We start from the raw sequence: 13,505 nt of genomic DNA, 5'->3' as shown, positions 1-13,505 counted from the left end.
AAAAATATATTAATATATGTAAAAAAATAAAAAAGATTAAAAATAAATAAAACCTTATTCAATCTACAATATATAATTGAAAAATCTATTCGCAATAAAAAAAATATAGAAAAAGAGAATAATTTTGAAAAAAAATTAAAATTTTTTTCAAATACACCAACCGTTCACAATTATGAAAGATAATGCCATGAAAAAATTGAAAATTATGAGTTACATACCCATTAGAAGATATGGGCAATTGAACCAACAAATACAATAATTCCTACAATCCAACAGTAGTAAGCAAAAATATCCAAACTTTTATTTTGAATCAAATCAATCAACCATTTGATAGCCATATACCCGGAAATGAATGCAGCAATAAAACCTAAAATCACTGCTGCAGCATCAGTCCCCATAGATGAACCTATATCTTTTAGTTGAACAATGAATGCTCCAAAAATAGCAGGTATTGACAATATAAAACTGAATTTTGCAGCAAATTCCTTATCAAGACCTATTACAAGACCTGATGCAATAGTAGTTCCTGAACGAGATAACCCCGGCATAATTGCACAAGCTTGAGCTAACCCCATGAACAATGATTGGAACCATCCCATATGTGACATGTCAATCTGGCCTGATGCCATCCTTTGAGACAAGTACAATATCGTACCTGTTACAAACAGGAAAAATCCCGGAACATATAATGCTCCAGAAAATAAAGCATCAACCTGACTTTCAAATAAGACACCAACTATCCCTACAGGAATAGTGGCTAAAATTACATACCATGCAAGTCTCTTATATGGATCTGAATAAAAACCTTCCTTAAATCTGTGCTGCAGAATGTCGCCTACACTTAAAAGCCATGCACGCAACATTTTATAAATGTCTGCACGGAAAAATATCAAAACCGCAAGTAATGATCCCAAATGAAGAAACGTGCTGAAAGCAAGAGAGCTTTCAACACCCAAAAGATTATGGGCAAATATTAAGTGTGCTGAACTACTGACCGGTAAAAACTCTGTCAATCCCTGAACAATACCTATAATAATACCTTGAATAATATCCATTTATTCACCTTAAATGTAATCCAACCATCCATGTTTGTCTTCGATTTTGCCTTCAACAATGTCAAAGAATGTTGACTGTATCTCCTTAGCAACAGGTCCTCTTTTACCTGAACCTATAGTTTTATGATCAATTGATCTTATTGGAGTTACTTCAGCAGCGGTTCCAGTGAAAAATACTTCGTCGGCCAAGTATAATCTTTCACGAACAATTCTCTCTTCAATAACTTCATATCCTAAGTCACGAGCAACTTTCATGATGGAATCCCTTGTGATTCCCCTTAAGTTTGAAGAACCTAGTGATGGAGTGTGTAAAACACCATCTTCTACTAAAAATATGTTTTCTCCACTGCCTTCTGAAACATAACCCATATAATCAAGCATTATTGCCTCATCATAGCCATGTTCAATAGCTTCAATTTTAGCCAATTGGGAGTTCATGTAGTTAGCTCCACATTTTGCCAAAGCAGGAAAAGTGTCTGGAGCAGGTTTTCTCCAGGATGAAACTCCAATATCTACACCATTTTCCATTCCTTCTTCACCGAGATATGATCCCCAGTCCCATGCAGCGATAACCACATTGACCGGACAGTTTAAAGGATTTACACCTAACTCGCCATATCCCCTAAATACAATAGGACGTATGTAACATGATTTTAAACCATTCTCTTTAATAGTCAATTTGATTGCATCAGCGATTTCCTCTTCAGTGTATGGAATTGGTATGCTGTAAATTTTAGCAGAATCAAAAAGTCTTCTTACATGTTCTTTTAAACGAAATACTGCTACACCATTTTCATTACTATATGCACGTATACCTTCAAAAACACTTGTTCCATAATGGACTACGTGAGAAAGAGAGTGGATTGTTGCATCTTTCCAATCTACGAGTTCTCCATCCATCCATACTTTACTTGCACTATCATCCCAAGCCATATATATCACATCTAAATTTTCTAAATAATTATATTATTTTATTTTTATATATAATTTTTCAACGAAAGACTTATATAATATTAAATCCATAATATAATTTGTTGGTTCCGTGGTCTAGTGGTATGATACCTCCCTTACAAGGAGGGGATCACGAGTTCGAGTCTCGTCGGAACCACTGTTTTTTCTTATTTTTAACTATGATTTATTACTTATTACAAAAAAATCTAATTAAATGTTAGTATATATTTTTTTTAATATAATAATAATTTGATTAATTTTTTAGATGTATAATTATACAATTAAACAATATTTAATTTTCATAATATTTATTTGAATACAATAATTAAATAATAAGATTTAAATAATTTTCCCACCATATTTAATATTACAAATATAGGAGATATTTAATATGGTAGTTAAAATTGCTATTATCAAAAGTGGTAACATTGGTACTTCACCAGTTATCGATTTGTTGTTAGACGAAAGAGCAGACAGACCAAATATTGATGTAAGAGTATTTGGATCTGGAGCAAAAATGAACCCAGAACAAGTAGAAGATGTTGTCCCTAAAATAGACGCATTTGAACCTGATTTCGCAATATTCATTTCACCAAACCCAGGAGCACCTGGTCCTGCTAAAGCAAGAGAACTCTTATCTGAAAAAGACTTACCTGCAATCATCATTGGTGACGCACCAGGTAAAGGTAAGAAAGATGAAATGGACGAACAAGGTTTAGGTTACATTATTGTAATGTCTGACCCAATGATTGGTGCAAAAAGAGAATGGTTAGACCCAACTGAAATGGCTATTTTCAACGCAGATATCTTAAAAGTATTAGCAGAAACTGGTGCATTAAGATTAGTACAAAAAACCATTGACGGCGTAATTGCTGCTGCTGATGCTGGAGAAGAAATCGAATTACCAAAACTCATTATTACTGCTGAAAAAGCTGTAGAAGCTGCTGAATTTGCTAACCCATACGCAAAAGCAAAAGCTATCGCTGCATACGAAATGGCTGGATCTGTCGCAAACTTAGACATGAAAGGTTGTTTCATGACCAAAGGATTCGAAAACTTCATTCCTTTAGTTGCTGCTGCACACGAAATCGCTGCTGCTGCTGCTAAATTAGCACAAGAAGCAAGAGAATTAGAAAAATCCAACGACACAGTCTTAAGAACTCCTCACATGAAAGAAGGAAACCCTGGTCGTAAAACTGATTTAATCTCAAAACCAGAATAAGTAGACTAACATCTACTTATTTTTTTAACTTTTTTAAAAATTAACCTAAAAAATAAGATAATGGAAATGAATCCATTAACTAGATAACTCCTTTTGTTGATGGCATCTGGTCATGTTCTATATTTATAGCATCTTTTAAGGCTTTTGCAAATGCTTTAAAAATAGCTTCACATTTATGATGGTCATTTACACCCTGAACTTCACCATATATATTAAGTTTAGCCGAAGATGCGAATGATTCAAAGAAATGAACGACAATGTCTGATGTCATGTCGCCAATTTTTTCATTTTTAAAGTTCAAGTTCATGTTACAGTAGCTTCTGCCACTAATGTCAATGGCAACCGTTGCAACAGACTCGTCCATAGGCACAATTGCATGAGCCATACGTTTAATGCCTATTTTATCTCCAATAGCTTTCAGGAAAGCTTCGCCAAGTACAATTCCAACATCTTCAATAGTATGATGATCATCAATTTCAATATCACCATCAGCAGTAATGTCCAAATCAATCATGCTGTGTTTTGAAAATGATTCCAGCATATGATTGAAGAAATTTACTCCAGTGGAAATGTTATACTTTCCCACACCGTCAAGATTCATCTTAATTCTTATATCCGTTTCAGATGTTTTCCTTTCAACATCAGCTATTCGACTCATAATTATTACCTACAAAATAATTAGTTTTACATTAAAGCATTTAATCCTTTGGACCATCACGTATGATTTTAATACAGTCTGTAGGACATTCCATTGCACATAATGTACAGACATGACAATATCGCAAATCTAATATACGTGCAACGCGTGTAACTTTCCAAATTTTAGCTGCTTTAGGGCAAATCTCATAACACTTGCCACAACCAATACATTTAGACTCATCAACCTCAATTTGTAACATGAACTCACCCATATAATGAACTACAATTTTAATGTAGCCACAGACATTGCTTTAAATCCAATATAGATTTCTTTACCAATAGTAAGATTTAATTCCTTTTCAGCGGATACAGTAATATCTGAATAGATATTGACTCCCCCAACATCCACATTAACGCGAATAATCTCATTATTGAGTCTCATTTCAACAATAGTACCCTTTATTATATTACGGATACTTGATTTTTGCGGTTCCAGCATCAAAAAGATATTGTCATAGCTTATCAATGCCAAAACCTTATCACCTACAGCATAGTTCTTATTCAAAGGAATGTTAACCTCAAAACTATTCATTTTAACAGTCATGACCCCTTTTGATTGATCAATTGCCAAAACTTCAGCTTCGATTTCATTTACATCCTTGTGAAGCTCCATGATTGCATTGATTTTTTTACACTCTTTCAAAATAGAATAACCTTCTTCAGTCAAAGTGGTGCCCCCACCACCACCTTTACCTCCTTTAGAAGTACTCACAATTTTTACTTGAAGAGTGGATTCAATTTTGTCAATATAGTTGAGTGCGGTCCCATAAGAAATTTTGACCATTTTGGCAGATTCCGTTAAGGAACCAGTATCCAAAATAGATTCAAGTAGTTGGTATTTTTTGCTGTCAAGAAGAAAAGAATTACCATCTACATTAATCTTATATTCGACACCAGCTTTTACATCAGTCATATTATAATCCTCCAAAGATATATAACATTATTTATTTTGTTTGTTATATAAAATAAGATTTACTATATATTAATCATTTCTAAATTCCAGTCTTTCAACAAAATTAAGAAGTTTATTGGCAATTGTGGAAATAGGGCCGAATTTTGAGGAAAGTTCTCTTAAAGATGTAATATCCTCTTTTGTGAAAAATTTAACCAAAATCAATGCAAAAAAGTATACAATAATACAGGCAAAAATTCCTGGAAATAGCCAAATAGCATTTTTAGGAATTAATAATGCAAAAATACCCATAATAGCTGAAGCAGCAATGATTTTAATAACAGGCAATTTTTGAGCCTTTGCCTTAGTTAATTTAAATACAAAATAGATTATAGGAATCATCATTGCCAGGCATGCAAGTGTAGTAGCAAGTGCACCTCCTGCAATACCCATTATAGGAACCATAATCCAATTTAAAATAGCAGTTACAAACACACCAAATACTAAAATATACATTGGAATGCGCGGATTGCCGATACCCTGAACGATACTTGTGGAAATGGCAAAAATTGAATAAAATGTCATACCAAGAGCTAAAATAGCCAATGCTGATGCACCAGCAACATATTCCGGTTTGGCAAAATACAATACCCTCAAAGTAGGAACCGCAAATAAAGCAAGTCCCACACACATCGGAACGACAAACAATAATGAATACTTATATGATTCATTGACATATTTCTGCAAAGTTGGAATATCCTTAACCTTAAACGCTTCAGAAGAAGCAGGCAAAATTGTAGTTGCAACTGAAATTGAAATCATCAAAGGCAAACGTGCTATAGGATCTGCCGCTGCAAAAAATCCGACAGCATCCAACGTTAAAAATTTACCCATGACAATTGTACAGACATTATAAATAAGCATTTCGGCAATAGCCGTTATGATAACTGGAATGGAAAATTTAACTAATGTAACAGCAAGACCTAACTCCTGTCTTTTGGTGAAAACAAAATCTGGACTGGCTTCAGGAATATATTTAGGCATGTATACTTTGAAAATATAGACTGCAGAAAATGCGGCAAGGGAATAGCCTATGACAGTACCCCATAAAGCACCTACAGTAGATAATCCGATTAATACAAATGCAGTTGCAAATAAAATCATGAAAAGCTGTTCAATAGCACGGGTATATAATATATACTCCATTTTGTAAACACCCTGAAATGCTCCTCTGAATGCACCCAAAACCACACTGAATGGTGTGATAAGTCCAACAATCTGTAAAGGAACTAATGCTTCAGGTTTACCCAAATAAGAATAAGTCAGCCAAGGAGCTACAACAAAAATCATCAAGACTCCACATAAAAGCCCTAAAAATACCATGATTTTTAAAGCTGTGTAAATGGTTTGTCTGGCCATGTCATATTCTTCAACGGCATTGTATTCAGCCACATATTTAGCTATGGCCGGAGGCAAACCTCCCGCACCCAATGTCTGAAAAATGCCCTGAAATGGTAAAGTAAGACCTAAAACACCATACATGGTTGGTCCCAAAAGCATAGCCATTAATAAACGGTAAATATATCCTCCGATACGGAATATGATATTACCTGCAAAAATTATTAAACTACCTCTTATCAGTTTATTTCCCATGAATATGACCTTATATAAAATTAGTTAATATTATTATACTGGGATATGATATATAAATTTAGTGAAAAAAAATAAATGTAGAATATTTCTACTTAAATAATTTAAATATTAATATTGTTGCTAAAAACCCAATAATAAACACAAATATAAGAATAATAATATTATTCAAACTGAATAACTCATTACCATCATTTGTTTCATTGATTGAGGAATTTACATTAGAAGTTGTATTATTTAGACTTTCATTTGTATTTTTAACATCATTATCTGAATTAACTGATTTGTCGCCGCTTGCAGAACTAGAAGATTGAGAAGAAGAACCACCAGAAGAACCTGCAGAACTAGAAGAAGAACCACCAGAAGAACCTGCAGAACTAGAAGAAGACCCGCTTCCAGAATTAGAACTTTGAGCAACAGAACTACTATGGGAACTATCTGAAGATGAAGATACCTCTTCAACATATTCGCTGCCATGGCCTGGATGTGCAAAAGCCATTCCCAAACAAGACAAAACAAATAAAACAGAAACAAATATTGCTAAAAATTTATAATTCATATTAATCACGAAAAAAATAAAAAAGATTATTGAATAATAATCTTATTAAATTAGTTTTTACGTCTCATATATCCAACACCGAATAAAACACCAATGATTAAAACTCCAACAACTGCATAAATTAAGTTATTATTAGAAGCTGATTTAGTAACCGGTTGTTTAGTAACCTCATAAGATTTACCTGAATCAGATGGAGATCCATCAGAATTATCTGACTCATCAGACGCATCAGAAACATCATTTACCCTATTGTTAGATGAAGTTCCGACACTTGAATAACTTCTTTGAGCAGTATTTGAACCAATATTAGAACTGGATGAAGGAACATTTGAATTACTATTAGAATTAGTATTAGTATTAGTATTACTGTTAGTGTTTGTATTTGTATTATTTGATTCAGCATTAGCTTTACTTTCTTCAATAGCTTTTAATAAATCCTCTTTACTTACATCATCTAAGCTTCTTAAATACTTAAGGCTACTACCTTCACCGCCAGAAATGATGGTTTGATATTGCTCTTGAGTAATCCATCTGCTGTCACCATGAGCAACAGTATGATAATTTTCAGTTAAGATAGGATTTTCATTGCCATTGTATAAATCAATGAATGCTTGAATTTGAGCAGCTCTTTTAGATTCTGAAGTTGCATATGCACTTAAATCAGGACTTGGCCATTTATAACTAATAGATACAGCCTGACCAATATTATTGGCAGAATCCCAAATAATCAATATACCTTCTTCATCTAAATCATCAGCCCCTTTATATTCATCGCTTGTTAATTTTTGAACAAGATAATTACCGAGACCAGGAGATACGTCCAATATATATTCAAGACTGTCATCCTTACAATATTGCTCGTTTGCAATATAGATGTAAGATTGATTTTCATTGAGTGGGAAATTTTCTTGGATATAGTCAACTATGAAAAATCCTGGCTGTACACCAGGGCATGCATGATTATGGAATAAGAAAGACATTATTTGATCAAATGCAGGACCTGCAGACCATGCATTGGAAATACTTTGAATACTGAAGTAGTTTCCATCAGGGTATGCACTGGCACTGATTCCGCCAGATAATGCTGAATTGTTGAGAGTAGTCATATTAATGTTATATACTTGAGTTCCATTATACTCACCAATAAAGAATGTTCCATCCTCATTGTATCTCATATATATACTCATTAAAGAACCATCATCTTGTTTTAATAAGAAATTAAACCATAATGGTGTCCAAATAGCCTTATGATTAGGTAATAATGTTTTTCTAGATAATCTAGAGCCTAATTCCTCAAATAAACCATCCCAACATGCTTCGGTTGATTGTTCATTAATCATTACATAACCGGCAGAAGTTAAAACCATCAAATTAGGCATGTCTTTATGTATTTTAACACCCAATTCTTTTTCATAAATGTCTTTAGCCGTTTTTGCAGCTTTACTTCCAATATCTTTAAAATCGTTATAAGTTAATGAACCTTTATTTGCGATAACATTGTCACGAGTAGCATTAGGTAAATCTAATCCTTGAATATAAGCATAATCCAATCCATGGGAATTAGTAGCGTTAATAACATGACCTTCTTCATCTTCATCGTCATCTTCAACTCCAACCAAATATAAATATTGTTCTTTTGTTAAACCTTCTTTTTCAATTAAAATTTTAACAAGACTTGCAGGATTTTTATAGATTCTGTTAATCCACCAGGTATTGTATTTTAATTGTTCCAAACTACCGTCACCAGTAATTCCAGTTTCTTTTTCAAACAATTGTTTATTTGTATCAGAATCATATTCCATTACAACAATGGTACCTTTGTTAGTTTGACTATTCCAACGAATAAAACCAATCATCTTTTCAGTTGCACCTGTGGAAGTAGTATTAAAACCAACATATGATGTTTTACCAGAGGTGGCATCTAAAAAGAAAATAACAGCATCGTTAGCTGAATCTCCAGGAATACCTAATACTTTATAGGAAGTTATATCACCAGGAGATTGTTTTCCGTTTCCAGTTTCTTTAATTGGAGGATAATATTGAAGTAATGCTTTTGTTATTGTATAACCACCTAGGGTTCCTTCACAGATGTGTCCATGGAAAGCTGCTTCTTGTAAAACATCGAAGGTTACTCCATCATTCCATCCATTAGCCAAACTAGCGAATGAAAATGCATTTTCACCACCAACAGCCTTAAATAAAGTATTCCATTGGGATGTAGTCATATATTCGGAAATTGTACCAAGATATGCCTCTTTTGTTTGTCCATTCAAGAATATAGCTGCATTGAGATTATTGCCCTTTTTTGTAACAAAACAAAAATCAATAGGATCAACTGCAGTTTGACGTAACATTAATATATTACCCCTACCATAAGAAACATAGCCAGTAGCATAGTTAAGAATTCCATCAATAGCTGCTTCACTGGTTTTACCATTTAATTTTGGTACACCTGCAGTAGTAATAGCCAATACTGCATCAGCATTTTTAAAATCAAGCAATGAATCTGCTTTTGCAGTTACATCATGACCTAATTTATAACTATCACTTGCCAACATTTTAACATTAACCGGAGATACACTTTTTGAATCTACCAGCTTATATTGAGTTAAATAACCCGGAGCAGAGATTGAAACATTTATCTTATCTGCAATTCCGGTGGAATTAATTTTAACATTATAATATTTTGATGAGTTATCATAATTCTGAGATATGACTGTATTATTCACAACACCAAAAGTTGGAGTAATTTTGCTGTTATCATCTGAAAATTCAAAATCTACCGCAACATTAACTTGAGATAAATCAGAACTAATTGAATCAGCCAATACTGCATTATCCACATCAGATGTTACATCCTCTGCAGAAACTCCACCAACAAATAATGTGAAGATTACACACAAAATCATCAGCACAATAAATTGTTTTCTAATAATTTAGCCTCCCCAATAAATTTATAAATTTTTTTTAAAGTCGTATTCTGTCTAAAAATTATTAAACATAATACAAAGTAAGATTTATAGTAATACTAATATAAATCTAATTATTACATAACTTAATAAAAAATTAAAAAAAGTATTACTTTTTTCAAAATCGACAAACAGTAAAATGAATAAAATCCAAATAAATAAAAAAATAAAAATATTAAATAATTAATTTCAATAATTAAATATATAATAACAATAAAATGAAAAATTAAATAAAAATAATTAAAATAATAAAAAATAAAGATAAAAATGAGATAAAAAAAATAAGTAATACTATTAACAATGTTATATTTAAACTACAATGACAATGATAAAATTATAAGACATACAAATATTGAAAAAAAAGAATTTTAAAAAATTAAATAAAATTAAATAATTTTATTGGAAAAAAAAGAAAATAAAGAAAAAAATTTAAATAATACTTTTTTTATAAAAATTAATATACAATAAATAAAATAATAAATAATAGTAATATAGGTGATTTTATGCATTTACCTGATGGAATAGTTCCACTGAATCAAGCGATAATATACTGGATATTAACCCTAATAATAATATCAATATTCCTTTATAAATTTTCTAAAGATGAAAATAAAGAAAAAAGGATTATATCTATTGCTATTTTTAGCGTATTTACAATTACAGTAACATCCTTATCCATCCCATCACCATTAGGAGTTCCTATACACTTTTTCTTAATACCTCTTATAGCAATCATGCTTGGACCGAATTCATCAAACATAGTTTCGTTTTTAAGTCTGATAATGCAGTCATTGATGCTTAATATGGGGGGAATAACCATTCTTGGAGCAAACTTCCTAGTAATGGGATTTATACTGTCTTTTGTAACTTATGGATTCTATAAATTATTCGAAGACATAAACAAAAAAGTTGCAATTTTCGCCTCAACAATAATAGGAATCATGGCGGCGACTTTTGGACAAGTGGCAATTTTAATAATATCCGGTGCAATGAATTTTGATGTTTTGCTTGCAACTTTAGTTCCATTCTACTTATTCATATCAATAATAGAAGGATTTGCAAATATAATAATTATTACTGCAATTAAAAAAATAAAACCCGAAATAATGGAGATAAATAAAATATAGGTGATTAAATGAAAAAAATATTAATTTTATTATTAGTATCCATTCTAGCAATAACTGCAGTATCTGCTCATGGAGTTGATGTTACTGCAGATACAATGGTTATTGCAAATGACACGAATGGACAACTCGTAAAGGATATAGCTGATGCAAATGGAAAAAATATCAGTGTTTATAAATTCACATCACAGGATGAAGTAGCACACATCCTGGAACACAGCATTAACAATACAAATAAAAGAATACTGCTTGTAGCATATCAGGATACCGGAGATGAATTCTTAAAAAATCATCAGGATTTATCAAATAGGATCATTGTTATCAAAGACGTTAATAATGACACGATATTGCAAGGATTAAACCAGGTTATGAATACACCGACAGAAAATCCCCAAAACGGAAATAGTTTTGGACTGCCACTAGTTATTGGAGCAGTTATCGGAATAATCATTGGTGTAGGATGTGGTGTTTTAATAATGAAAAAAAAGTGATTTAGGTTTTTACCTAAATATACTTTTTTAAGAACTTTGAAAATTCGACCAATGCCCTATTGAGAGATTCCATCCCATATTCATCCTTTTTAACATCTTCCAAACTGTCATTTGACCAGAATGAAGCACCCAGATTGGATCCGAAAGGACCACCACTTACCGGAATAATACCATGAATCATGAAATAAGTAATGTTTTTTAAGTGAGCGAAATCCTGTCCGCCGGTTCTGTCACCTCCAACAGCAATGCTCATGCCTATTTTTCCTCTAAGCAAATTATAATCAATTGCTTCAAGAGCTCGTGTTCTGTCCATGATTGTTGAGAGATTGCTTGAAATGCCTCCGCTTTGAACTGGAGTAGCTAAAATAATGCCGTCCGCATTCTGCAAATTTTCATAAACATCAAGCATATCATCTTCAATTATGCATTTTTTATTTTTTAGACAATAATCACAGTGCATACACGGTTTTATCGTTTTTCCAGCACATGAAAACAACACCGTTTCTAAACCATGACTTTTTAATTTATCTAAAGCATTTCGAATCACATAATCTGTCGTATTAACCCTAGGACTTCCACAAATTCCAAAAATCTTCATATCAACCACGACCAAATGATAATATATTGCTTTTCAAAGCAATTAAAAATTTCTAATAATATGATTTGAACACTGGATTATACACAATATTTATAATATCTAAACTCCATAAGTTAATATAATAGTAATTATTTGAGGAAATATTTATGAAAATAGGACATGGTGTTGTAAAAAAATATTCAAGGGAGTATCACAGAACTTTAAAAACTGGTGAAAAAAAGAAATATACTACTGAACAAATTCAAATTACAGTGCCGAAAAATGAAGACATCTATTCTAATAAAGAAAATGTTTTAATAATTCCTCAGTCTGAAATTGAAGAATTCAATAATCTGGAAGAAGAGTTGCATGCAAACAGAGTAGCTAATTACTTGTATATGATGGAAGTGGAAAAGTTGGAACAGTTAATTAATAATAATGATAATTCCTCAGAATATGAAAAAATAATTGAAGAGCTAAAAGAAGAGCTTCACGCTAAAGAAGATGAAATCAACAATTTAGAAGCTATTAACCAAGAATCAAAACAAAACACAATGACTATTCTAAAAGAAGAAAACGATAAAATCAAAACAAAACACTCTAGATTAATTGAAGAAAATGAAAATCTTAAAAATAAATACGTGAATATGAAAATAGAAAATGAAAACCTGAAAACCAAATATTCAAGTATTAAAGAAGAAAATAAAAACCTGAAAACCAAATGTTCCACTTTAAGAGAAGAGCATGCCGATATAAAAAGCAGCTATGATAATGTTACTTCCAAATATGATCAGCTCAAACAGGAAAATCTCAATACAAAGACTTCATATGCAGAAATGTATGAGGTCAACGAAAGCCTAGAAAAAGATTATGACGACTTACGTCTTGATTATAACGATTTAGTTGATAAATACAACGATTTAGAAGAAGAATTATATAAATTAAAAACAACAAGAACTCGCGATGAATACATTGCAAGTAAAGTTAAAGAATTTATGTTAAATAAAGAAATCTAAAATTGATAATCATCCTTAAATTCAGGATTCCATCTTTTAAGTCCAGGTATGAATGTTGTGGTGATACCTGTTGCTGTAGTTTCTGGCAATCTTGGATTTTTTTCCATCATCTCTTTTGATTTGCGAACAATCATTTCAGTCAATGTTATATCCGGCTCGGTGTATTTTCCATCCTGAAAGCAGTCTTTACAAAATTCAGGATTTAAACTTCCATCCTCATTAGTACCATAATCTTCTTTTACGATTGGTCTGCCGCAAGAATTACAAAAACCCATAAAAATACCTCTTTTTTAAAAAAAA

14 protein-coding genes and 1 tRNA gene are annotated in these 13,505 nt (G+C 31.9%); 5 read left to right on the top strand and 10 right to left on the bottom strand.

The window, feature by feature from the left end; genetic code table 11:
- Positions 1-221 precede the first annotated feature (221 nt).
- Together SM9_RS00440 and ilvE are read right to left on the bottom strand one after the other, a co-directional pair.
- A complete protein-coding gene (locus SM9_RS00440) occupies positions 222-1,055 on the bottom strand; it encodes an undecaprenyl-diphosphate phosphatase (RefSeq protein WP_058738265.1) in 834 nt (277 codons plus the stop codon).
- Positions 1,056-1,064: 9 nt separating this feature from the next.
- Positions 1,065-1,988 (bottom strand): branched-chain-amino-acid transaminase, encoded by a 924-nt coding sequence (ilvE, locus tag SM9_RS00435; protein WP_058738264.1) that lies wholly within the window; start codon positions 1,986-1,988, stop codon positions 1,065-1,067.
- 103 nt (positions 1,989-2,091) lie between these two features.
- Here ilvE and SM9_RS00430 point away from each other — a divergent pair.
- Positions 2,092-2,163 (top strand) — tRNA-Val (locus tag SM9_RS00430).
- A gap of 234 nt (positions 2,164-2,397) precedes the next feature.
- Complete coding sequence (locus SM9_RS00425) at positions 2,398-3,228, top strand: F420-dependent methylenetetrahydromethanopterin dehydrogenase (protein ID WP_058738263.1); 831 nt, start codon at positions 2,398-2,400, stop codon at positions 3,226-3,228.
- 79 nt (positions 3,229-3,307) lie between these two features.
- Here the strand turns inward: SM9_RS00425 and hisB are convergent, their stop codons facing one another.
- From hisB to SM9_RS00395, 6 genes are all read right to left on the bottom strand, one after another.
- Positions 3,308-3,886: an imidazoleglycerol-phosphate dehydratase HisB gene (gene hisB, locus SM9_RS00420; protein ID WP_058738262.1), complete on the bottom strand. Its 579-nt coding sequence runs from the start codon at positions 3,884-3,886 to the stop codon at positions 3,308-3,310.
- Between the two features lie 40 nt (positions 3,887-3,926).
- Positions 3,927-4,127 carry a 4Fe-4S binding protein gene (locus SM9_RS00415; protein ID WP_058738261.1) on the bottom strand — a complete coding sequence of 67 codons (201 nt, stop codon included), beginning with the start codon at positions 4,125-4,127 and terminating at the stop codon, positions 3,927-3,929.
- Positions 4,128-4,147: 20 nt separating this feature from the next.
- On the bottom strand, positions 4,148-4,840 hold the full coding sequence (locus tag SM9_RS00410) for a TOBE domain-containing protein (RefSeq protein ID WP_058738260.1): 693 nt from the start codon (positions 4,838-4,840) through the stop codon (positions 4,148-4,150).
- 69 nt (positions 4,841-4,909) lie between these two features.
- Positions 4,910-6,472, bottom strand: coding sequence for a flippase (locus SM9_RS00405; RefSeq protein WP_058738259.1), 1,563 nt, complete (start codon positions 6,470-6,472; stop codon positions 4,910-4,912).
- A gap of 88 nt (positions 6,473-6,560) precedes the next feature.
- Positions 6,561-7,028, bottom strand: a complete 468-nt coding sequence (locus SM9_RS00400; protein ID WP_058738258.1) for a hypothetical protein — start codon at positions 7,026-7,028, stop codon at positions 6,561-6,563.
- Between the two features lie 50 nt (positions 7,029-7,078).
- Positions 7,079-9,937, bottom strand: coding sequence for an FmdE family protein (locus SM9_RS00395; RefSeq protein WP_058738257.1), 2,859 nt, complete (start codon positions 9,935-9,937; stop codon positions 7,079-7,081).
- 563 nt (positions 9,938-10,500) lie between these two features.
- Here SM9_RS00395 and SM9_RS00390 point away from each other — a divergent pair.
- Both SM9_RS00390 and SM9_RS00385 read left to right on the top strand, forming a co-directional pair.
- Positions 10,501-11,124 carry an energy-coupling factor ABC transporter permease gene (locus SM9_RS00390; protein WP_058738256.1) on the top strand — a complete coding sequence of 208 codons (624 nt, stop codon included), beginning with the start codon at positions 10,501-10,503 and terminating at the stop codon, positions 11,122-11,124.
- Between the two features lie 8 nt (positions 11,125-11,132).
- On the top strand, positions 11,133-11,612 hold the full coding sequence (locus tag SM9_RS00385) for a hypothetical protein (RefSeq protein ID WP_058738255.1): 480 nt from the start codon (positions 11,133-11,135) through the stop codon (positions 11,610-11,612).
- Positions 11,613-11,625: 13 nt separating this feature from the next.
- On the opposite strand, the gene SM9_RS00380 is transcribed toward SM9_RS00385, so the two are convergent.
- Entirely contained in the window at positions 11,626-12,210 is a 585-nt protein-coding gene (locus SM9_RS00380; protein WP_058738254.1) for a flavodoxin family protein, read from the bottom strand.
- 146 nt (positions 12,211-12,356) lie between these two features.
- Between SM9_RS00380 and SM9_RS00375 the strand changes: the two genes are divergently transcribed.
- A complete protein-coding gene (locus tag SM9_RS00375) occupies positions 12,357-13,205 on the top strand; it encodes a hypothetical protein (RefSeq protein ID WP_058738253.1) in 849 nt (282 codons plus the stop codon).
- On the opposite strand, the gene SM9_RS00370 is transcribed toward SM9_RS00375, so the two are convergent.
- Positions 13,202-13,480: a zinc ribbon domain-containing protein gene (locus tag SM9_RS00370; RefSeq protein ID WP_058738252.1), complete on the bottom strand. Its 279-nt coding sequence runs from the start codon at positions 13,478-13,480 to the stop codon at positions 13,202-13,204. The two genes, SM9_RS00375 and SM9_RS00370, sit on opposite strands and share 4 nt — an antisense overlap.
- Positions 13,481-13,505: the final 25 nt, after the last annotated feature.

This window comes from Methanobrevibacter millerae (assembly GCF_001477655.1).
Classification (GTDB): domain Archaea; phylum Methanobacteriota; class Methanobacteria; order Methanobacteriales; family Methanobacteriaceae; genus Methanocatella; species Methanocatella millerae_A.
The sequence above is the reverse complement of the archived record's forward strand: the minus strand, read 5'-3'. Positions and strand labels throughout refer to the sequence as shown.